17 protein-coding genes and 2 pseudogenes are annotated in these 20,978 nt (G+C 50.4%); 8 read left to right on the top strand and 11 right to left on the bottom strand.

The genetic code is table 11. From position 1 onward, the window contains the following. Positions 1-171: 171 nt before the first annotated feature. From EYQ01_10770 to hflK, 3 genes are read right to left on the bottom strand one after another with little or no spacing between them, the layout of a single operon-like run. Positions 172-777 carry a DUF4202 domain-containing protein gene (locus EYQ01_10770; protein HIE66267.1) on the bottom strand — a complete coding sequence of 202 codons (606 nt, stop codon included), beginning with the start codon at positions 775-777 and terminating at the stop codon, positions 172-174. 9 nt (positions 778-786) lie between these two features. Then, positions 787-1,653 (bottom strand): protease modulator HflC, encoded by an 867-nt coding sequence (gene hflC / locus EYQ01_10765; GenBank protein ID HIE66266.1) that lies wholly within the window; start codon positions 1,651-1,653, stop codon positions 787-789. Next, positions 1,650-2,678 (bottom strand): FtsH protease activity modulator HflK, encoded by a 1,029-nt coding sequence (gene hflK, locus EYQ01_10760; GenBank protein ID HIE66265.1) that lies wholly within the window; start codon positions 2,676-2,678, stop codon positions 1,650-1,652. The genes hflC and hflK overlap by 4 nt, the downstream gene beginning before the upstream one ends. 206 nt (positions 2,679-2,884) lie before the next feature. Here hflK and hemL point away from each other — a divergent pair, with 206 nt between their 5' ends. Both hemL and EYQ01_10750 read left to right on the top strand, forming a co-directional pair. Beyond that, positions 2,885-4,168 (top strand): glutamate-1-semialdehyde-2,1-aminomutase, encoded by a 1,284-nt coding sequence (gene hemL / locus EYQ01_10755; protein ID HIE66264.1) that lies wholly within the window; start codon positions 2,885-2,887, stop codon positions 4,166-4,168. Next, entirely contained in the window at positions 4,169-4,567 is a 399-nt protein-coding gene (locus EYQ01_10750; GenBank protein ID HIE66263.1) for an ATP synthase subunit I, read from the top strand. It begins immediately after the preceding gene. A gap of 15 nt (positions 4,568-4,582) precedes the next feature. Here the strand turns inward: EYQ01_10750 and EYQ01_10745 are convergent, their stop codons facing one another. The 4 genes and pseudogenes from EYQ01_10745 to EYQ01_10730 form a co-directional block, all read right to left on the bottom strand. Then, a complete protein-coding gene (locus EYQ01_10745; protein HIE66262.1) occupies positions 4,583-5,347 on the bottom strand; it encodes a slipin family protein in 765 nt (254 codons plus the stop codon). Positions 5,348-5,363: 16 nt separating this feature from the next. After that, the gene (locus EYQ01_10740; GenBank protein ID HIE66261.1) at positions 5,364-6,656 is read right to left on the bottom strand and encodes a nodulation protein NfeD; all 1,293 of its coding nucleotides are present in this window, start codon (positions 6,654-6,656) and stop codon (positions 5,364-5,366) included. 155 nt (positions 6,657-6,811) lie between these two features. Then, positions 6,812-7,390 carry a 50S ribosomal protein L9 gene (locus tag EYQ01_10735; GenBank protein HIE66260.1) on the bottom strand — a complete coding sequence of 193 codons (579 nt, stop codon included), beginning with the start codon at positions 7,388-7,390 and terminating at the stop codon, positions 6,812-6,814. Positions 7,391-7,511: 121 nt separating this feature from the next. Next, positions 7,512-10,034: pseudogene (locus tag EYQ01_10730) on the bottom strand (AAA family ATPase). A gap of 65 nt (positions 10,035-10,099) precedes the next feature. On the opposite strand from EYQ01_10730, the gene EYQ01_10725 reads away from it, so the two are divergent. After that, a complete protein-coding gene (locus EYQ01_10725; GenBank protein ID HIE66259.1) occupies positions 10,100-10,798 on the top strand; it encodes a lytic transglycosylase domain-containing protein in 699 nt (232 codons plus the stop codon). Positions 10,799-11,004: 206 nt separating this feature from the next. Here EYQ01_10725 and nadB read toward each other — a convergent pair whose 3' ends face one another. After that, entirely contained in the window at positions 11,005-12,717 is a 1,713-nt protein-coding gene (nadB, locus tag EYQ01_10720) for an L-aspartate oxidase (protein ID HIE66258.1), read from the bottom strand. A 10-nt stretch (positions 12,718-12,727) separates the two neighbouring features. Next, entirely contained in the window at positions 12,728-13,216 is a 489-nt protein-coding gene (locus EYQ01_10715) for a nuclear transport factor 2 family protein (GenBank protein HIE66257.1), read from the bottom strand. A 311-nt stretch (positions 13,217-13,527) separates the two neighbouring features. On the opposite strand from EYQ01_10715, the gene EYQ01_10710 reads away from it, so the two are divergent. The 4 genes from EYQ01_10710 to EYQ01_10695 all read left to right on the top strand — a co-directional run bounded on the left by EYQ01_10710 (position 13,528) and on the right by EYQ01_10695 (position 18,429). After that, the gene (locus EYQ01_10710) at positions 13,528-14,388 is read left to right on the top strand and encodes a DNA/RNA non-specific endonuclease (protein ID HIE66256.1); all 861 of its coding nucleotides are present in this window, start codon (positions 13,528-13,530) and stop codon (positions 14,386-14,388) included. Between the two features lie 132 nt (positions 14,389-14,520). Continuing rightward, the gene (locus tag EYQ01_10705; GenBank protein HIE66255.1) at positions 14,521-15,009 is read left to right on the top strand and encodes a hypothetical protein; all 489 of its coding nucleotides are present in this window, start codon (positions 14,521-14,523) and stop codon (positions 15,007-15,009) included. Positions 15,010-15,066: 57 nt separating this feature from the next. Next, complete coding sequence (locus tag EYQ01_10700) at positions 15,067-16,113, top strand: diguanylate cyclase (GenBank protein ID HIE66254.1); 1,047 nt, start codon at positions 15,067-15,069, stop codon at positions 16,111-16,113. A gap of 669 nt (positions 16,114-16,782) precedes the next feature. After that, positions 16,783-18,429 carry a SulP family inorganic anion transporter gene (locus EYQ01_10695; GenBank protein HIE66253.1) on the top strand — a complete coding sequence of 549 codons (1,647 nt, stop codon included), beginning with the start codon at positions 16,783-16,785 and terminating at the stop codon, positions 18,427-18,429. A 16-nt stretch (positions 18,430-18,445) separates the two neighbouring features. On the opposite strand, the gene EYQ01_10690 is transcribed toward EYQ01_10695, so the two are convergent. Both EYQ01_10690 and EYQ01_10685 read right to left on the bottom strand, forming a co-directional pair. Continuing rightward, positions 18,446-18,661, bottom strand: coding sequence for a hypothetical protein (locus tag EYQ01_10690; GenBank protein HIE66252.1), 216 nt, complete (start codon positions 18,659-18,661; stop codon positions 18,446-18,448). 53 nt (positions 18,662-18,714) lie between these two features. Then, on the bottom strand, positions 18,715-19,869 hold the full coding sequence (locus EYQ01_10685) for a class I SAM-dependent RNA methyltransferase (GenBank protein ID HIE66251.1): 1,155 nt from the start codon (positions 19,867-19,869) through the stop codon (positions 18,715-18,717). Positions 19,870-19,913: 44 nt separating this feature from the next. On the opposite strand from EYQ01_10685, the pseudogene EYQ01_10680 reads away from it, so the two are divergent. After that, positions 19,914-20,592: pseudogene (locus tag EYQ01_10680) on the top strand (IS6 family transposase). Positions 20,593-20,978: the final 386 nt, after the last annotated feature.

Below are 20,978 nucleotides of genomic sequence, written 5' to 3'. Positions count from 1 at the left end.
TGAAATAAACCCGTTTTTCAAGGCCCATCCTTGAGACATTAACGATAATGAGAGTGAATCCCTATATCATCTAGAGCGCCTATCAAGCCTCGCAATATAACCTTGTCCCTGGAAATTGTCAAGATGAAGTCTGCTTCTTTGAAAAACCTGATTACATGCTCAAACAGGAACCTATCTTGAAAGGCTCTGCGAAAGCGCCTTCCTGATAAGGGCAAGATCCTCGGGTCGCAGGTCCAACTGAAGCGCGGCTTCATGACCACGGGCGGACATTTTCTTCCAGGTTTTTTGAACAATCTCGATCATCTTATTCTCCTCATGCTTCTTTGAAAAATCGGAGAAATAACTTTCCAGGAAGACCAGGCAGATCACATCCTCCAGAAGCTGCATCTCAGGATCACTCTTGAGATGTTTTTTGAGAAGAAAGCCCTGGACGCGTGAGATTGTTTCATCGTTGTATTCAAGTATGCTAAGGATTTCACCTGCCTTTTCCGCGTGAAAACGGTTCAGGGTTGTCCGCCATTTTTGATAGCCGAGCCGGTCCAAGGGGTAGTTGCTTCGGGGGATTTCCCAGCGGGCAATGTGCTGGGATCTTGCGGCGAGGCGAAGGGCCTCCGATGCGTCAGGGGCAAGCTGGGCCAGGCAGGCGGTCATCCGTTGTGCGTAGAGTAATTCTTTTGGAAAGGTCTTTCCCTGGTAGGATTCCTGGTTAGGATCTTCACAATTGACGGCATCAAACTGCGCGACGGCCTTGCGGAACCGATTCAATTGAACCGTCATGGCAGAGCCTTACTTCACACCTTCTAGGTGCTTGAAGAACTCCGAGTCCGGGCTGAGGACGATCATGGACTTCCCATCCTTGAATACCTTTTTATAGGCATCCATCGACCGGATGAATTCAAAGAACTTCACATCCTGACCATAGGCCTCCGCGTAGATCCGGAAGGCCTCAGCGTCGCCCTTCCCCATCAACTCCTGCTGTGTCTTGTAGGCCTCGGCAAGGAGAATCTCTTTCTCTTTCTCGGCCTCTGAGCGAACCTTCTGGGCCTGTTCGGCCCCTTCGGAGCGATAGCGCTTTGCCTCTCTTCCCCGCTCTGCCTGCATCCGGGTAAAGACCGCCTTTTCGTTCTGCTCCGGAAGATCGGCCCGCTTGATCCGGACATCCACAATCTCAATTCCATAGACCAGGGCCTTCTCATTTGTCAGGCGGGTCACCGTGGCCATAATTTCCGAGCGGTTTTGAGAAATGATCTCTGAGAGATCGTGCTGCCCCAGATCGACACGCAGTTCAGAATAAATGATGTCGTCCAGACGGGAGCGTGCCGCGCGTTGTGTCCGGAAGGCTTCATAGAACTTCAGGGGATCGACGATCCGCCACTTCGCAAAGTTGTCGATCACCAGGGTCTTCTTGTCCCGGGTCACCACATCCTGCGGCTCTGAGTCATAGTCAAGGAGACGCTTGTCAAATTTGATCACCTCCTGGATAAAAGGGATCTTGAACTTCAAGCCCGGTTCGGTAATGGTTCGGACCGGTTTTCCCAGTTGAACGACGATCGCCGTCTGGACGATATCCACCACAAAGAAAGGGGAGACCCCGATCATCAGCAGGACAAAGAAGGCCAGAACGGCAATGCCCATGAGGTCTTTCTTTTTCATCGCCTTCCCCTCCCGCTCATTTCTCCAAGTCCCGCTTTTCCGAGAGGGAGCAAAGGAAGCACTTTTCCACCCAGGCTGTCGTCAATGATGATTTTCTCAATATTAGACAGAACCTCCTCCATCGTCTCAATGTAGATCCGCTTCCGAATGATCCCCTTCGCCTGACGATATTCCTTCAAGGTCTGTAAAAAACGATCCGCCTCTCCCTCAGCCCGTCGAACCCGTGCTTCGGAATAGGCCTGTGCCTCATTGATGACCTGTGCCGCCTCCCCCTTGGCCCTTGGGATGATGTCATTGCGATAACCATGGGACTCGTTGATTAACTTTTCCTTGTCCTCCTTGGCACTCGCCACGTCCTTAAAAGAGGCCTCAACCGCACCGGGCGGATCGACATCCTGTAACTGGACGGCCGTGATCTGAACCCCCGCCTCGTACTCATCCAGTATCCGTTGAAGCACAATCTGGGTGTCCTGCTGAATCCTGGCCTTCCCGACCGTCAGGGCCTCATCGATCTGGCTTTGGCCGATGATCTGCCGGATAGAGGCCTCGGCCACTTTTTTGATGGTTGGCCCGATATCGGCGACGTTGAAGAGGAAGTCCTCGGCGTCCAGGATACGGAACTGCACGATCAATTCAACCGCGACAATGTTCTCATCACCGGTCACCATCAAGGCCTCTCTCGGGACGGTCTGGGACCCACCGCGGGTGGTGCGGAACCCGATCTCGATACGATGGAGTTTTGTCACCTTGGGAAGAAGAACGGTCTCTACAAAAGGAATTTTGAGATGGGGGCCGGGCTCGGCTGTCCGGACAAGCTCCCCGAAACGGAGGACAACCCCCTGTTCGTCCGGCGCGACAATGTAGAACCCTTTCCATAATAAGAAGAGTACAACGAGGATCCCAATGATCGGCTTCAAGCCCTTAAAGTTAATAGGGCCTCCGGCCCCCAGCTTCTGGAGGTCCTTCATCAATTTTACGAAGGGATCGCCACTTTCCCCTTCAGGCTTTCTCGGCTCCCATGCCATCAGATCTTCCTCAAATTAAATATATATAACATACCGCTCTGGTTACAGTAGCATCAACGACTCTTGCCGTCAATCGAAATAGTCCATCCGGAATTAAGGATGCTGAGATCTATACGATTTGCTCCTGAACCCAATATCCACGATTGGATCTTGGGTTTAAAAGCACGGCTTGACTTGTTTCGCCCTGTTCCATAAAATGACGCACTATGAAACGAGACAAATCAGAGGCACTGTTCGAGGAAGCACAGAGACGGATTCCGGGCGGCGTAAACTCACCGGTGCGGGCGTTCAAGTCGGTCGGGGGGAATCCCCTCTTCATCAAACGGGCAAAGGGGAGCAAGATCGTAGATATCGATGGCAATCGCTTTATCGATTACGTCCTCTCCTGGGGACCGATGATCGTCGGCCATGCGCATCCAAAGGTGGTGGAGGCCGTTCAGAAGGCCGCGGCCCTCGGGACCAGCTTCGGGGCGCCGACAAAACTAGAGGTCACGCTCGCCAAGCGGGTCCAGGAAAACTTTCCCCTGATGGAACGAGTCCGCTTCGTCAATTCCGGAACAGAGGCGACGATGAGCGCCATTCGTCTCGCCAGGGGATATACGGGTCGGAACAAGATTGTGAAATTTGAAGGCTGTTATCACGGCCATGCCGACTCCCTCCTTGTCAAGGCCGGGTCGGGCGCCACAACCCTCGGGATCCCTGATTCTCCCGGCGTCCCGCCCGATCTAGCACGCGACACGCTCACGGTCCCTTTCAATAACCTGAGCGCCCTTCGTAAGACCTTCGAGAAGTTGGGAAACCAGATTGCCTGCCTGATCGTCGAACCGGTTCCAGGCAATATGGGAACGATTGTTCCAGAAAATGGTTTTCTTCCGGGTCTTCGGGAGTTGACCCGTCCTTTCGGCATTGTCCTGATCTTTGACGAGGTCATGAGCGGTTTCAGGGTCGCGCCCGGCGGCGCACAGGAACGCTACGGCATTAGACCGGATCTGACCTGTCTGGGAAAAATCATCGGCGGAGGATTGCCGGTCGGGGCCTATGGAGGGAAGAAAGAAATCATGGATCAGATTGCGCCGGTCGGTCCGGTCTACCAGGCGGGAACCCTCTCCGGCAACCCCTTGGCGATGTCCGCCGGAATCGCAACATTGCGCCTGCTTCAGGAATCCGGTGTTTACGAAAAACTGGAGGCACGTTCCGCTGCCCTCGAGGAAGGGATTTCTGATGTCGCCCGTAAGGCAAAGATTCCCCTTCAGATCAACCGGATCGGGTCACAGATGACCTTTTTCTTTACCGATAAAAAGGTCAAGGACTACGAGGGGGCCTTGAAGACCGACCGGGTCCGCTTCGGAAAGTTTTTTCTCGGCCTGCTGGAAGAAGGAGTCTATCTTGCCCCTTCCCCTTTTGAAGCACTCTTCCTCTCAATAGCACATTCCCCTTCAGACATCGAGAAGACCGTCCGCGCCGCCTACAAGGTGTTAAAAAAGATTTAGATGGTTCAGGACAATGCACAGCAATCCGAGATCGACCCTGAAGAATTTCTGGCAAAGAGCAACGCCGTCCTCCGCCGGATCGAGAAGCATAGCCTCCTGATTCTGGCCGCCTGCGGTGTCGCAACCCTTTTTGTCTTTGGGAACTTCGGGGCTTCACTTCTCATCGGCGGTCTGCTGGGCATGTTTAACTTCCGAAGTTTACATCGAATGTTTCAGCAGCAGATCCTTGATCCCCCTTCCAGAAAGAAACAACAATTCCGATACAGCCTGAAACTCTTTCTGATCGTCGGCCTTTTCTTTTGGATCATTCAGTGGGAATCAGCAAGCGTTCTGGGGATCGTCGCCGGATTTTTCATGATTACCAGTGCAGTATTCCTCGAATCGATGCGAAAACAATAACCCTTCAGCACGCCACTACTCCTTCTTCTTCGGCTTCGAAAAGGAGGAGATCAGGTCGATCGGGACCGGGAAGACGATGGTTGAACTGTTCTCGGTGAGCGTTTGTAGGAACCGGAGCTGGAGCGTCGCAGGCTCGGTCGCAATGATATGTGCCGCGTCGGCCAATTTCTGCGAGGCCTCAAATTCTCCCTGGGCATGAATAACCTTGGCCCGCCGTTCGCGTTCCGCTTCGGCCTGTTTGGCGATGGCCCGAAGCATCTCCTGCGGCAGGTCCACATTCTTCACCTCGACCGCGCTGACCTTGATCCCCCAGGGTTCAGTCTGCTGGTCGATGATTCTCTGGAGCTCGACATTGATCTCTTCCCGGTTGGCAAGAAGATCATCCAACTGGCTCTGTCCGAGAACGCTTCGCAAGGTCGTCTGCGAAATCATGGATGTGGCATAGAGAAAATTTTCAACATTCAGGATCGCCTTCTGCTCCTCAACGACACGGAAATAGAGGACGGCATTGACCTTGACGGTCACATTATCCCGAGTAATAATATCCTGTGCCGGGACATCCATCGTGACGGTCCGGAGACTGACACGCTCCATCTTGTCGATAAAGGGGATCAGGATGATCAGGCCGGGTCCGTTCCCCCCATAGAAGGCCCCTTTCGTAAGGACCCGTCCCAAACGAAAGACCACCGCCCGCTCATACTCTTTCAGGATTCGGACACCATTGACGAGGATGAAGAGGACGAAGAGGACGGCCACCATGACAGGAAAGGTCGGGAACATTTGTATCCTCCTATTTTTATTTCGGGAAAGACCCTAACTTCTTTACTTTCAGCTTCAATCCAACCACTTCGATCACCTTTGCCTGTTCTCCCGCCCGAACGGTCTCTTCGCTTTCGGCCTGCCAGATCTCTCTTTGAATTCGAAACGGCCCTCCAGGAGAAAGATCGGCCTGCGCCACCCCTATCTCACCCACGAGTTGCGCCACCCCGGTGAGGGATGGAGCCCGCTGGGACTTCCAGGCCGCGCGCAGGACCACGATAAAAAAGAGCGCTGTGACAGAAGTCGTCGTGAGGATCACCGAGATTGAGATCCGAAGTGACGGGATATCGGAATCGATCAGCATCAAGGACCCGAAGAAGAGGGCCGTCACCGCCCCCATTGCGAGAATACCAAAGCTCTGGACCATCACCTCGGCAATAAAAAGGACGATCGCCAATAAAATCAAGAGAAGCCCGGCGTAATTAATCGGCAGGGTTTGAAAGGCAAAAAAGGCGAGAATCAGGCAAATGGCGCCGACCACGCCCGGAAAGATGGCACCTGGACTATAAAGTTCAGCAATTAGCCCAGTCGTTCCGAGAAGCATCAGGATGTAGGCCACATTCGGATCAGAGATCGCCTTGAGAATGCGGATGCGCAGACTGATCGGGTTCTCGATAATCTCCACATCCGCAGTCACGAGGAGGCGCTTTCCCTTCATGGTGACCACCGTCCTGCCGTCTATCTGTCGGATCAGGTCCGGAAGATCTTCCGCGATCAGGTCGACAACATTCTTTTCAAGTGCCTCCGTCTCTGTGATCGAGACCGAGTTCCGGACCGCATCCTCAGCCCACACACCGTTTCGACCCTGACGCTCGGCCAGGGACCGAATATAAGCCGCGGCATCATTCTCCAGTTTTTTCTGCATCTCCTCATCTATTTTCTGCCCCCCCATTGCCACCGGATGGGCCGCACCAATATTGGTTCCGGGGGCCATGGCCGACACATGTGCCGCAAGGGCGATGAATACCCCTGCCGAGGCAGCACGACCCCCGCTGGGCGCCACATAGATAATGATCGGAACCTCTGAGGCAATCATCGCCTTGATGATGGCGCGCATTGAAAGATCGAGTCCGCCTGGGGTATCGAGTTGGATAATCAAGGCCTCGGCCTCAGCCTGTTCTGCTTTATGAATGGCATTGACGAACAGTTCAGATGTGACAGGATTGATGATGCCTTCATAGGTGAGGACATGTATCGTCTCCGCCTCGGAAGCGACAGGGAAGAAGGTCAACATAAAAAGAAAAAAGGCAGACCAAACAAAGGGATACATAGACAAATCTTATCCCTTATCAGACAGAAGAGTCAAGCAGGAGGAGGGGGGGGGGAAGGGAGGAGAGAGAAGGAAACCCAAGACCCACGTGTGGATCCTGGGAGAACACTTTAGACAATATTGTGTCGTGGGTAGAGAGGAACAGTCTCGGAGACTTACTCGGAAGCTTCTTCACCCGTATCTTCCACGGACTCATTTTCAGCCGTATCACCTGCCACATCCGCTGCCTCTGAAACAACCTCGTCTACGGTCGGTTCTGCAGCTTTTTCTACGGCCTCAGTCACAACCTCATCCATGCCCACAACTTCGACTTTAATCTGGGCGGTGATGTCATTATGAATCTTGATCTTGATCTCGAAGATTCCGAGTTCCTTAATCGGCTTATCAAGAAGAATCTTACGCTTGTCCACTCCAATACCCCCAGCGGCCACCGCTTCACCGATGTCTTTTGAGGTCACCGATCCAAAAAGCTTCCCTTCTTCACCCACCTTGACGGGGATGCGGATTACAAGGGCTTCTATTTTTCTCGCAGTCTCTTCCGCCGAAAAACGCTCTTTCCTGACCTGATCGGAAACGACTCGTTTTTCATGCTCAAATAATTTTACATTCCGGGTCGTCGCGAAAGTTGCTTTTTTCTGTGGAAGGAGGTAATTTCTCGCATACCCGTCTGCTACATCGACCAGGTCTCCCATCTGACCGAGCTGTACAACATCTTCTTTCAAAATAAGCTTCATGGTTAAGCCCTCCCTAAGTAATATTTTTCCTCACCCTATCCCCGTTTGCACAGGGGGAGGAAAGGCTGGGGGAATTCTATTAATAATGAGACCGTGTTGTCAATATTTAATGTAAGGCCTCTCAGGTTGCACGAAAGACAATCTTTCCCTCTTCCACATCCACCACAATCCGATCACCGCTTTTCCAGGTCCCTTCCAGAAGTCCCATAGAGAGGGGGTTCAAGATATCCCGCTGGATCACCCGGTTCAGAGGCCGTGCCCCGAAAACCCTGTCGTAGCCCTCACGTGCCAAGTAGGTTTTTGCCTTAGGAGAAAGCGACAGAGTCATCTGTTTTTGGTCAAGCCGGCCTTTCAGTCGGACCATCTGTATGTCGACAATCTTTTCCAGTTCTTCCATTTCCAGAGGATGAAAAATGACAATGTCCTCGATTCGCTTCAAGAACTCCGGCTTAAAATTCGTCCGCAAGGCCCCAAGAACCTGTCGCCGAATCTCACCCTCGTCCCCGTCGCTGTCCTGGATCTCCTGGCTCCCGACATTCGATGTCATCATCAGGACGGCATTTTTAAAATCGACCGTCCGCCCTTTTCCATCGGTCAGTCTTCCATCGTCCAGGACCTGGAGGAGGATGCCGAAGACATCCGGATAGGCCTTTTCGATCTCATCAAAGAGGACAACGGCATAAGGCCGTTTTCGAATGGCCTCGGTCAACTGCCTGCCTTCTTCGTATCCAACATAACCGGGCGGAGCCCCGATCAAGCGTGCGACGGCGTGTTTCTCCATATACTCCGACATGTCGATCCGGATCATCGCTTCTTCATTGTCGAAGAGAAATTCGGCGAGCGCACGCGCCAGCTCGGTTTTTCCAACACCGGTCGGTCCCAGGAGGATGAATGATCCGAGTGGTCGGATTAGATCTGAGATCCCTGCCCTGGCCCGGCGGATGGCATTGGAGACGGCCGCAATGGCCTCGTCCTGTCCGACGACACGCCGATGGAGGCGCTCTTCCATATGGATCAGTTTCTGAACCTCCTCCTCTACCATGCGTGAGACCGGGATTCCGGTCCATTTTGAGATAATTTCGGCGATATCTTCCTCATCGACCTCTTCCTTCAGCATCTTATGATCGTCTTGTAAGCGCTGCAATTCCTTATTTTACTCCGCCAACTGCGCCGCAAGGTGGGGACCTTTTCCGTAACGAAGCTCAGCCGTCTTTTCGAGATCTCCCGCCCGTTCCGCCTGCTCGGCATTCTGGCGACACAGGTCAATCTCTTCCTTGAGCGCCCTGATTTTCTGAATACGGCCCTTTTCCTGCTTCCATTGCACTGAAAGAGGATCTGCTTCCTCCTTTAATTCACTCAAATCTTTTTCGATTTTCTTCAGACGCTCCCTGGACACCTCATCTTTTTCCTTCCGGACCGCCTCCCGTTCTATCTCGAGCTGGCGTATCTTTCGGGTGAGCTCATCGAGTTCAGAGGGCATGGAATCGATTTCCATACGTAGGCGCGAGGCGGCTTCGTCGATAAGATCAATCGCCTTGTCGGGAAGAAAACGGTCCGTGATGGACTTCATAGCGCTCTTTTAATCCACGAAGGATAGAAATCGCCTGATCCACCGTCGGTTCCTCAACCAGAATCGGTTGAAATCGCCTCGCGAGCGCGGAATCTTTTTCGATATGTTTCCGATATTCCTCCGTCGTTGTCGCCCCGATGGCACGCAGTTCTCCGCGGGACAGGGCCGGTTTGAGCATGTTTGAGGCGTCGATCGCCCCTTCGGCGGCCCCGGTGCCAATCAAGGTGTGGAGTTCATCAATGAAGAGGATCACCTTCCCTTCGGCATTGAAGACCTCCTTGATGACGGCTTTGAGACGCTCTTCAAATTCTCCCCTGAATTTGGCCCCCGCGATCAGGGCGCCCATATCTAGCGAAAGGACCCGCTTCTCTTTAAGGCCATCCGGGACGTCGCCTGAGACAATCCGTTGTGCCAGACCTTCCGCAATCGCCGTCTTCCCGACACCCGGTTCACCGATGAGGACAGGGTTGTTCTTCGTTCGCCGGGAGAGAACTTGAATGACGCGCCGAATTTCGTCATCACGCCCGATAACCGGATCAAGTTTTCCCCGGTGTGCCAGGTTGCACAAATCTCCCGAATAGCGGGCCAGGGCCTGGTATTTCTCTTCCGGATTGGGGTCGGTCACACGATGGGACCCCCTGATCTCTACAAGAGCCAGGAGCACTTTTTCTCGTGCCACCCCGCTTTTCAGGAACAGTTTTTGTACCGACCCTTTCCGGTCAAGCATGCCGAGGAATAGGTGCTCGGTGCTGATATATTCGTCCTTGAGCTGCGCCGCCTCCTTTTCGGCCCGCTCAAGCAGGGCGGCGACACTCGGGGTCATATGCAGCGAGCCGACGGCACCCGGACCATGAACCTGGGGGATCTTCCCCAGACGATGGACCAGTTTTACGCAGACCTCCTCTATGGAGATGCCCATTTTTTGAGAAGGGACTGGACGATCCCTTCATCTTTTTCCAGTAATGCCAATGCGAGGTGCATTTCATCAATTTGTTGATGATGAGACGATTCGGCCCTCTTCTGAGCGTCCTGAAAGGCCTCCTGGGCCTTTAATGTTAAGCGTTCCTGGCGCATCCCGCTCCCCTCTCTTTTAGACCCAATATGATGCGTTCTCTACTAAAGAAAATATAAGTCTTCCTATGATCATATTCAAGACCAGGGAAAAGTCACTAGAAAAATTGACAGAATCGCAAGTCGCTGGTACGTTTTATATAAACAAGAACAGTAACACCTCAGAGGGGAAGATGCGTTTCTTTCGACAACTCACACTTTTGTTTCTAGTCCTCCTGCCTATTGAGGCATTCTCGATGCAGATCTATCAATATACCGACGCCTCGGGGATCACCCATTTTACCAATGTGCCGACAAATTCCCGTTACCAAAAGAGAAAATGGAAGATATATTCACCGCACACACTTACTAGAAAGCAGCGAAGAGCGCAATACGACCCGTTTATCGATCATGAGGCCAAGGCACAGGGGATCGAACCGGCCTTGATCAAGGCGATGATCCGTGTTGAGTCAGATTTTAATACAGAGGCCGTCTCCTCGGCGGGTGCGCAGGGCCTGATGCAGGTGATGCCCGCCACAGCCAAGGACCTCCAGTTGGAAGATCCCTTTGATCCGGAAGACAATATCCGAAGCGGGACACGTTACCTGCGCTATCTGCTTGATCGATTTGGGAGTGATGTCACGCTGGCGCTGGCCGCTTACCACGCAGGACCGGGAAATGTGGCACGATACGGAGCAATCCCTCCAATCACGCAAACCATCCGTTACGTCAAAGATGTACTTCGTTTTTATGAATTTTACCAGGGGGAGGGACGCATCGCTCCTTGAATAAGAAACCGCTGATGGCTGGCGCGAGACCCATCCGCCTCAAATCATCTGAAAACTTGTCTCTATTTTCCATTAACCTCGCTACGATCCTATTTCTCCGACAGACTCCCGGCCTTGTCTTTCAGACAACTTGGCGGTTTCCCACATCATTCAATATCAGAAAATCCAGGACCAGATTGAAGAACCCCTCCCGGAAAGGTCGGGTATTACGTTCTTTTTGCGTGCGCAGGCGAATCGGCGGTTTCCTCAATTGGAAAGTTCTTTGCTAGTGACGTTTTTGTGATTTGAGAGAGCAATGCGCGCGTGCTTTCCGGGGGCCTTGAAGTGCCTGCCGTGACGCAGGGGTCATCTTCAAGAAAGTGAGCGCCGATGCTCTTATTTCTCCTGAGTGCAGATTCGATCATGGCCGCAGAGGTCCAGAGCATATTCTTTGTCTCACTGGCAAGTCGCGTCAGCGTCGGCCTTGAAAAAACCCACCGCCACCGACCCCATTTTTGAGCGGCTCGTTTTAGCGAGTTCTGGCTCCGGATGATCCCCACCTCTTTCCACATCATTTCCCGCAGCTCTTTTTGAACCAAGAGATACTCCACTCTGGAAGTGGAAGTCGTATCCGTCCGTGAAAAACCTGCCTCGGCCAAGCCTGTCTTTTCTTGACATAAAAGGTCGGATGCCTCCAGAGGAATAGCCATTACCTGCCCAACAGCCTCTCCGACACGCGCACCAAAAACAAGACCCTCCAGCAAAGAGTTACTCGCAAGCCGATTGGCGCCATGAACTCCCGTACACGCAACTTCGCCGACCGCATAAAGACGTGGGATGCTGGTCTCCCCTTTCAAGTTGGTAAGCACACCTCCCATCAGATAGTGGGCGCTTGGCGCGACCGGGATGGGTTCATTCGTCATATCTATCCCATAGCGGAGACAGGTCGCATCAATCTTTGGAAAACGTCCTCTCAAAAAGGTAGAGTCAAGGTGGGTGAGGTCGAGGAAGACATGCTGCGTAAGCTCACGATGCATTTCATGTACGATGGCACGCGTCACAATATCACGCGGTGCCAATTCCGCATCGGGATGATAGCCCTCCATAAACTGTTTTCCAGCCGTGTTCCGAAGGACGGCACCTTCTCCCCTCATAGCTTCAGAAAGGAGAAAAGAAGGCGCCGCAGGAAGAGAAAGCGCTGTGGGGTGGAACTGGAAAAACTCCATGTCGCTCAGTTCAGCCCCTGCGGCGAGGGCCAAGCCGATACCATCCCCAGTGGCCACCAAGGGATTGGTTGTTTTTTTGTAAACCTGACCCACGCCGCCGGTAGCAAGGATCACGGTCTGTGCCAGGAAAAGATGCCGGTCTTCCGTCCGCTCATCGAGTACCCACGCGCCTTGGCAGAGGGTGCTTTGCCCATTTCCATCATCCTGATACGGGCTTAATACAAGATCCATGGCAAAATGGCCATTCCGAATTGAGATATTTTTTTTCTTCTCGATAACGCGATGGAGGGTTCTGACGATTTCATACCCGGTCGCATCGCCCTTGGCTCGGAGAATTCGGCTTTGGCGATGCGCCCCCTCACGGGCAAGGGCAAAACCATTCCCAGACCGGTCAAATTCTGCCCCCCAGCCAATCAGTTCACGGACGCGCTGCGGCCCTTCTTCCACCAGGACCCGGACCGCATCTTCCTGGCAAAGCCCCATGCCGGCTTCGACTGTATCCTGATAGTGCGATTGAATGCCCTCGCCATCATCACCCAAGGCGGCGGCAACTCCGCCCTGGGCAAAATCTGAGCTGGATTCTCCCTTGATTCCCTTGTTCAGAATGATGACCTTCCCGTACTTTTCCGCTTCGATGGCCGCGCGAAGCCCCGCGATGCCGCCGCCAATAATCAGAAAATCCGTAAGGATCGCATTGGTCTTTTTTGCCTGCATACCTTACTCCTCAAAAAACCCCAAATGGAGGATTCCCCTTAATCTCCAAAAGACGTAGATTTTCTTTCGAGGTCCAGCGGAAGACAGCATGCCCTCTTTTTCTGAGCGATGGCCCACCGGACACAGCGGTCCAATCTCCCTTCCATCGAATGACTGTCACGAGAAATCCCCCCTCAATCCGGATCTGTTCTATGGACACCTGAATATCGGCTTTGGAAAAACCTTCGAAATCCCGATTGATCTGGGTTTTAAAGGGTTCCAGTAGGCGAAAAGAGGGATCAAGCTTTTCAAAAAAAGTCTTCCCATCTTTCTGTTCATAGGCCTCTACCAAGGTTTGAATCACCTCCCGAAGCTGTGTTGTTTGTGATCGCACCGGAGAAATCTTTTTGGCATCGCTCGCGCAACCCCCAAGGAGGAAGAACATGTACACAACGAGAAACAATCTCGCGGGTCGGGAAAAATTACTAAAAGAAAATTTTCCTATCTCTATACTTGGCATCAGTCCGATTCCTCATTTTGTAAGAATTATGTGAGAATTATAGTGAAAAGAAAGGTCAAGGGCAAGTGTGGGGGAGATCCAGATACAGATCGCTATCCCGTTTCAAGAATCACCTTCCCATATCAACTCATTCACACTTATCGCCATAAACTGTGCAATCATTTTCACAGCCCATGAAATCCGAAACCCTTCCAGAAACAAAGCAGAGTTCAGTAGTAACTCACCTTCGGATCTGACTATTGCCAACACTCTCCAACCGAGACCCACAAGTTATGATTTGAAGATAGACCTCAGGCGGTTATACTGGTATCGTGTGGAAACCAGAACATTTTGAACTTACGATCTTCAACTCGGCCTTCATTGGAGGACGAATGATTCACTGGCTGTTCACAATATTTATAATCTTTGTCCAGATCCCTGGAGAGGCCGAGGCCGCTCCGGATCTTCTCAAAAGAGAGTACCACGGTTTTACCCTCTGGCTGGACTGCGAGCAACACCATGGCGCCGTCGCATTCTACTACAAAGTTGGTGCAGACAGAGGAAACATTAGCCCAAAAAGTGCTCGATACAAATATGATCGAAAAGTTCCACTAAAGTGTCAGCCTCAGTCCTGGCGCTCTTACCGGACAACAACGGTTGATCCATTTTTTGGAACATGGGATCGAGGCCACCTGGTTTCCACAAACCACATGGACAATAAGAAAGCAGCCTTGCTGGACACCTTCTTACTGACCAACACCCTCCCTCAAAACTCGGCCTTTAAGCAGTCAAAAGGAGCCTGGCATCAGACGGAAATTATTACCGAATGCTACAGAGACATCACACCATTAGAGGTATGGGGAGGGGTCATCTGGGGAAATGATACAGAAAATGATTTCTTCACCGGAACACATGGGATTAAGACACCGGACCACTGGTGGAAACTCATCTACCGCTTAGACAACAAAGAGTACGTCGCCTGGGTGTTCCCAAACAGACGGGAGGCCACGGCCTCAGATATCGATCGCTTCCAGCTATCCCTCAAAGATCTCCTGACCTGGCTTGATTTTATTCCAGACTTTGGGGTAATTGAGGACTTAGACCTTGATGGAAGAAAACTGAAACCCAGCTGGCCGGTGACACAATCCGGTGAAAAACTCACATGCGAAGGGAAAACCACATCAAGTGGTTAAGTTGGGCCTACCCACCATGCCCCGACAATTGACCACAGGCCCCCGGATAGACACACTGAAGCCCGCAGGCTGAAGATCCCCTCACCTCCTCCATCCAAAATCGCTGAACTTCAAAGAGCGGTTCGAGAAGAGATGCAGGGACTTTCGGTGATCAAAGTCAAGATCTACAATAAAAAGGGCCTCACCGTTTTCTCAACCGACCCCAAGCAAATCGGGGAGGACAAAATCTCAAATCCTGGTTTCACATCTGCCCTGACAGGTGGGGTGGTCAGCGCGCTCACCCATCGAGGCGAGATAGATAGCTTTGAAGGCTTAATCTTTAAACGAGACATCCTTTCAAGTTATATTCCTATTCGATTAAACGATCCCGATTCTTCCATTGAAGGGGTCTTCGAACTCTATGCGGACGTCACCCCGTCGGTTGAAAGAATCCGGAAAACACAAATAAAAGTTGTCGTTGGGGTCGCGCTTATTTTAGGACTCCTCTATCTCTGCCTCTTCATCATCGTCCGATATGCAGACCGCTTGCTGAGAGAACATGAAAATCACGGAAAACGGGAGAAAAAGGCTTTGACTGAACAGGCCATTCGTGACTCTCTCACAGATCTTTATAACCGATGACATTTCGAGCAACGGTTCAAAGAAGAAATTACCCGGGCGAATAGGGATCAACACATCATGGGCATATTCCTCTGTGATCTGGATAATTTCAAGAAGATTAATGATACCCAGGGTCATCAGGCAGGAGATCTGGTCCTAAAGGCGGTCGCCAAAATCCTCCTGGATTCCATTCGGGGCTCTGACTTGGTTTTTCGCTGGGGAGGTGATGAATTCATGGTGGTTCTGCCGAATACCAACCGGGATGGGATTCTGGTCGTTGGAGAACGGATTCGAAAGGGAGTTGGCCTACTCAGCAAAAAGGGGTATCCAGAGCTGGACATCAGTATCGGGGCTGCGATTTGTCCAGAACATGGGACTGAGGCAGATCAACTCATCCAGCTGGCGGACCGGGCATTGTACATTGCGAAGAAAGGGGGAGATAAATTCCATATCGGTGAAGAAGAATACTCCCTGGAGGATCAAACGATCGATGTGGTCTTCCAACCCGTGATGGATGTTCATCTAAATCAGGCGCGTGGATATGAGGCCTTGGCCCGTGACCCCTCGGGAAAAAAAAGCATTATGCAACTCTTTAAAAGATATCATGCCATCGGAAAACTTTATGAGTTGAAATGTCTTTGTTTTATGAAACAACTGAAGACTGCCCAGGAGCTCAAGCTGGACTGTTTGTTCCTTAACGTGGACCTCAAGGTCTTAAAGAAGATCGATCTGCCTGCGAAGCCCCCTGGCATGGATGTGGTGCTGGAAATTTCAGAAGAAGAGATCTTACGGGATGTGCAGGATTGCCTTGAGATCACCCGAAAATGGAGAAAGGCCGGGTATCAATTCGCCATAGACGATTTTGGGGCCGGCTTCATTTCCCTGCCCTTTATTGCCAACCTCGCACCAGACTATATTAAGCTGGACCGGTCCACCGTCCTGCAGGCCGTAAGTTCAACCCAGTTCAGGATTGTATTAAAGGACTTGGTGATCGGCCTCCGAAAGATCTCTACACAGGGGATTATTGCCGAAGGGATCGAGAACGAAAAAGAACTGAAGGTCATGAAGGAACTGGGAATCTATTTAATCCAGGGGCATCTATTCGGATACTCAAAGACACTATAGGCTTTCACAAAGAGGACCATTCTTTGTGAAAGCTCCCAGAACCTGGTGCTCCCAGAGGGACTCGAACCCTTGACCCCTTGGTTCGAAGATGAAAAAGGGGTGTTTTCGCAACTGATTTTTTGGGGTAGTTCCAAAATTTAAGTTGTAATATCAATAGGTTATGATATTTTTATTAGGTCTATTGATTCTATGGTTTTCGATTAATTTTATCACAATTTCGACACAATACTTTAATGAGATTAAAACCACTCGCTACATAATGGTGCTTGAGGGTAATTTAACCACCAGATGATTCAGGAAAATAATAAGTTCTTCCTGCTCCAACCTATTCTACTCAAAAAAAACAAATTCCAGAAATGAGTTTTGATCAGTTCTCTTTTTTAAATAAGCATTTATCTTACAACTCGATAAAATTTGAATCTCTGAGAATTGCCGATAACATCTACAAGTTGATAATAATTTAGACTGAAAAATTTGACGAATGCTACAAGCAAGACGTAATGTAGATCAATCATTTTAATTACTTGGGACGTGGACCTACGATACCTTTCTTAGCTCATAAGTTCCGCCTTCAAATGTGCCTTTGAATACACAGGGTGCATTTCAACCCCACTTTAAATCAATCAAACTAAAACTCAGCTGAACGATTAAAATTAAAGGATTAAATGAATGCCAGAAATTAAGCACTCCATGAAACTCCGTTCCACCAAAAATCGATTCATCCCCTTAAAAATAAAACGGCCCGAAAATATAAAAAATGACCTGCTTTCCGGTTTGACCGTCTCTTTGGCTCTGGTGCCGGAAGCCATCGCATTTTCTTTTGTTGCGGGTGTCGATCCAAAAGTAGGCCTTTATGCTGCTTTTATGATGGGACTCGTTACGGGCATTTTCGGTGGGCGTCCCGGCATGATCTCAGGCGCAACCGGTGCTGTTGCTGTCATTTTTGCCCCACTTGTCGCCAAAGTGGTTTCCTTCGGACAAAGCTCAGGAATGAGTACAGACATGGTCCTGGAAAATGCTCTGGGTTATTTGTTTTCCGCAGTGATTTTAATGGGCTTGATTCAAATTCTGTGTGGTGTACTCAAATTGGGAAAATTTATCCGTCTCGTACCGCATCCGGTCATGTTGGGTTTTGTCAACGGATTAGCCATTATCATTTTTAAAGCACAGTTTGAGCAGTTTACTGCAGGTGGAGAACTTCTTGCGATGGCACCTCTGTTTCTCATGTGTATTTTAATCGCCTTGACGATGGCAATCGGCATCCTCCTCCCCAAGTTCACTAAGGCCGTCCCCGCAACCTTGATCGGCATTGCCGTAGTGAGCCTCATTGGACACTTTATCAACCAAGGCAATCCCGGGCTTGTGCGAACCGTGCTCGATTTTGTTCAAGATCGCAACGCAAGTATCACAACAATTGCCGCAGGGCTGCCCACATTCGGCCTGCCTGCCATGCCATTTACCCTTGATGCCTTCACAATGATTCTCCCTTATGCCGTACTTGCCGCAGCAGTCGGATTGATTGAATCTCTCATGACCCTAACCCTGGTGGACGAACTCACAGAAACTCGAGGCCGTGGCAACAAAGAATGTATCGGTCAGGGCCTTGCGAACGTGGTAAATGGATTTTTAGGCGGCATGGGTGGCTGTGCAATGATTGGCCAAAGTATGATCAATATCCGTGGTGGCGGAAGAGGGCGACTTTCAGGTATTACCTCGGCCATCTGCCTACTAGGCTTCGTTTTATTTGGTGCTGCTTTCATTGAAAAGGTGCCCTTAGCGGCACTCGTTGGGGTCATGTTCATGGTCGTCATTGGTACTTTTGAGTGGTCCAGTCTTCGATTGGTGAACAAAATCCCCAGATCAGACCTGCTCGTCATCATTATTGTTTCTGGAGTGACGGTTGCTGTCGATTTAGCAATTGCGGTCTTAGTTGGCATTATTATTTCTGCCCTGGTTTTCGCCTGGGAACATGGGAAAATGATACAGGCTGAAAAAAGAAAAACAGATGGACGAACGCTTTACCATCTGAAGGGCCCTTTATTTTTTGGCTCGGTGACGTCCTTTAAAGATCTCTTTGATTTTAAAAGTGATTCTGAACATATTGTGATTGACTTCGCCGAATCCCGGGTTTGGGATCACTCGGGACTTGAAGCCCTCCAAAATATCACTGAGCGTTACAGTCAAAACGGGAAAAAACTCCACCTTCTGAACTTGAGCAAGGAATGTAGAGGTCTGTTGGGAAAAGCAGGAAGTATTGTTGAACTGAGTGTGATTGAAGATCTGGAGTGGCATATTGCGGATGATGTCTTGGCTTAGGGAAGCTCTGAATAAGTCATGAATTGTTTTTTTCAGGGCAAAAAAGTCCCGCTTCTGCGTTGCAAATCTTGACCACGCATAGCAAGCGTACGGAGTTAGCGAGCGAATACAGATGAAGATCTTTTTCGTTTCGTGTCGTAGAATCCTTGCCTTTGAGGTGTGGTTTTTCCAAATAGCGTGGTATGGCTTCGCGAGAACCATCCTCTTCGATTTTCGCCTTGAATCGAGACATTTTATCTCCTGAAAAACTCAACCCGGACTTAATCAGAGGTTCCTTAGAAAAGGTCAGTCTCGAAAGCGGATATGGGCGAGGGTTTCAAAATGGCGTGTGCTTGGGAATAGATCGATAAGCACCAAGTTTGAAATCTCATGTACGGGTTTAAGCCTCCCTAAATCGCGGGCAAGCGTTCCGGGATGACAGCTCACGTAGATCAGCGTCTTAGGCCGGTATCTTTCCACCCAAGTATTCAGGGCTGGGAAGCCCTTCCTGGGCGGATCGAGGAGAATGAGATCGAATCGCTTCAAAGGCGATTTTCTTTCGAAGATCTTCAGTGCGGATAAGGGATAAAGGTCCAGATGGATGAGATCGGGATGCCTCTTTGCTGGGGGGACATCCACCATCACCCGGGTTGCTGCGTGTGCCTTCACTAAATCGTCGGAAAGATTACCGCCCCCCGCAAAGAGGTCGAGAATGGAGGAAACCACCGTCGCCTTTAAGCTTTCCCTAACGGCGCGCCGGAGCACTGCGTTCATTTCGTCGTTTACCTGAGAAAACCCGCCGTGTGCATACGGCCGGTTCCATTCGATCTTCAATTCCCCGTGGTGAAAGTAGAGTTCGCAGTGTCCGCTTCCGGAATGTTTTTCTTGCCGGTTTTTGTCCTCGTAAAGTCTTTTTAGGGCAGCCCGGAGCGCATCGCCTGCAATGATGCAATCGGGGATTTCCACAATACGGTCGATGAGGCCGTCAACCAGGCCCAGCTTGTTCTCTCTGTAATGCAGTTGCATCCGGTTGCGGTAGCCGGTTCTTCGAGGTGCCGATATGATTTCGAGCTTTGCCATATCGAACGCGATCTTCTGAAACGTTTTAACAAGGGCCGATTTTTTAAATCCCAACTCAGTTTCGTAGTCCGTGTGCAGATAGTCGCAACCGGGACAGTCTTGAAAGTGGGGGCATTCGGGCGGGGTGCGTTTCTCCGATGACGACTCAAGGGCAATCAATTTGGCAAATTGCACACCCTTTTTCGTTTTACAGATGTGTGCCGTCCCTGTTTCGCCGGGCAGGGTTTTGGCGATAAAGGTGATCTCTCCGTGGTTTTTATCGATGCCTTGTCCGAGCGGATCGATGTGATCAATTTGGAATTGGAAAGGCTGATCAGTCATTGTCATGCCTTGAATACGGTTCTGTCGCAAAGTTCGTATTGTTTTTACCAGCAGTTTCATAATAGCATCCGTGTCATCAAACAAATACTGTTTTTGGAGCCCTTATGCTAAGTTTTAAAGGATGCCATTTTGAGAAAGATATCATCTTGTTATGCAACCGATGGTACCTGTCTTATCCTCTGAGCTACCGTCACATCGAAGAGATGATGGAAGAACGTGGAATCGATGTGGACCACTCAACTATCAACCGCTGGGTTTTGAAATTTACTCCTTCTATCGAGAAAGAATTTAGAAAGAAAAAGAGGCCCATTGGCCTGAGTTGGCGAATGGACGAGACCTATGTCTCCGTCAAAGGGAAATGGAAGTATCTTTACCGCGCGGTAGAGAAACAGGGTCTAACGATAGATTTTATCCTCACAGCAAAGCGGGATCGGAATGCAGCGCTGAGGTTTCTAAACAAGGCGATAAAATTCCGGAAGAAACCCTCGAAGATTAACATCGACAAGAGCGGGGCTAACAAAGCTGGAATCAGAATATATAATCAGGAGAACGGCAAACGTATAAAGATCCGGCAGTGCAAATACCTCAATAATATTATCGAGCAAGACCACCGTTTCATCAAAAAGAAGATACGACCTATGCTTGGATTTAAATCATTCCGAAGTGCCAGGATCACTCTGGGCGGCATTGAAACAGTTCAATATGATTCGCAAGGGCCAGATGAAACAGCGGGTTGGACAGCACCAGACCTTCGCCCAACAATTTTTCTCATTGGCAGCTTAGAGGCTGAGATCTACAGGCCCTTTTTGTCCTATGGGGTAATTTGCGACAGAACCCAAAAAACCCCAAATTATGGTTGAAAGATCACACTTATAGGCAACAATAGCGAATTCCTATTGAAACCTGCTAATATACAACCATCTCGGTTTTTATCGACTTACAGGGAAAAAGGGAGCGGTGAGGGTGAACGCGGCAACCCCTTGCCTCCCCCTTTGAGGGGATTGTTTTATTTCAATCATCTGATATCCTGAATGTACGCCTAGCAAGAAATTCTTTAAGCGTATTCTCCTTCTTGGCTGGGGGGGGAGCCTCCTGAGTTATTGTCAAATCTGGTGTATGAGATCTTCATTAAGCGGCGACCTGATCTGATTTATTGATCTCAATCCCAT

Source organism: Candidatus Manganitrophaceae bacterium (assembly GCA_012960925.1).
Classification (GTDB): domain Bacteria; phylum Nitrospirota; class Nitrospiria; order SBBL01; family JAADHI01; genus DUAG01.
Note: the sequence above shows the minus strand (reverse complement) of the source record. Positions and strands in the feature narration are given on the sequence as shown.

Excerpts from the sequence above, each read along its gene's own strand:
- EYQ01_10695 (HIE66253.1), top strand. The coding sequence starts at position 16,783 with ATGCCAGAAATTAAGCACTCCATGAAACTCCGTTCCACCAAAAATCGA.
- EYQ01_10735 (HIE66260.1), bottom strand. The coding sequence starts at position 7,390 with ATGAAGCTTATTTTGAAAGAAGATGTTGTACAGCTCGGTCAGATGGGA.
- hflC (HIE66266.1), bottom strand. The coding sequence starts at position 1,653 with ATGAAAAAGAAAGACCTCATGGGCATTGCCGTTCTGGCCTTCTTTGTC.
- EYQ01_10725 (HIE66259.1), top strand. The coding sequence starts at position 10,100 with ATGATCATATTCAAGACCAGGGAAAAGTCACTAGAAAAATTGACAGAA.
- EYQ01_10685 (HIE66251.1), bottom strand. The coding sequence starts at position 19,869 with ATGAAACTGCTGGTAAAAACAATACGAACTTTGCGACAGAACCGTATT.
- EYQ01_10770 (HIE66267.1), bottom strand. The coding sequence starts at position 777 with ATGACGGTTCAATTGAATCGGTTCCGCAAGGCCGTCGCGCAGTTTGAT.
- hemL (HIE66264.1), top strand. The coding sequence starts at position 2,885 with ATGAAACGAGACAAATCAGAGGCACTGTTCGAGGAAGCACAGAGACGG.
- EYQ01_10740 (HIE66261.1), bottom strand. The coding sequence starts at position 6,656 with ATGTATCCCTTTGTTTGGTCTGCCTTTTTTCTTTTTATGTTGACCTTC.
- EYQ01_10700 (HIE66254.1), top strand. The coding sequence starts at position 15,067 with ATGGGCATATTCCTCTGTGATCTGGATAATTTCAAGAAGATTAATGAT.
- hflK (HIE66265.1), bottom strand. The coding sequence starts at position 2,678 with ATGGCATGGGAGCCGAGAAAGCCTGAAGGGGAAAGTGGCGATCCCTTC.
- EYQ01_10705 (HIE66255.1), top strand. The coding sequence starts at position 14,521 with ATGCAGGGACTTTCGGTGATCAAAGTCAAGATCTACAATAAAAAGGGC.
- EYQ01_10745 (HIE66262.1), bottom strand. The coding sequence starts at position 5,347 with ATGTTCCCGACCTTTCCTGTCATGGTGGCCGTCCTCTTCGTCCTCTTC.
- nadB (HIE66258.1), bottom strand. The coding sequence starts at position 12,717 with ATGCAGGCAAAAAAGACCAATGCGATCCTTACGGATTTTCTGATTATT.
- EYQ01_10690 (HIE66252.1), bottom strand. The coding sequence starts at position 18,661 with ATGTCTCGATTCAAGGCGAAAATCGAAGAGGATGGTTCTCGCGAAGCC.
- EYQ01_10715 (HIE66257.1), bottom strand. The coding sequence starts at position 13,216 with ATGCCAAGTATAGAGATAGGAAAATTTTCTTTTAGTAATTTTTCCCGA.
- EYQ01_10750 (HIE66263.1), top strand. The coding sequence starts at position 4,169 with ATGGTTCAGGACAATGCACAGCAATCCGAGATCGACCCTGAAGAATTT.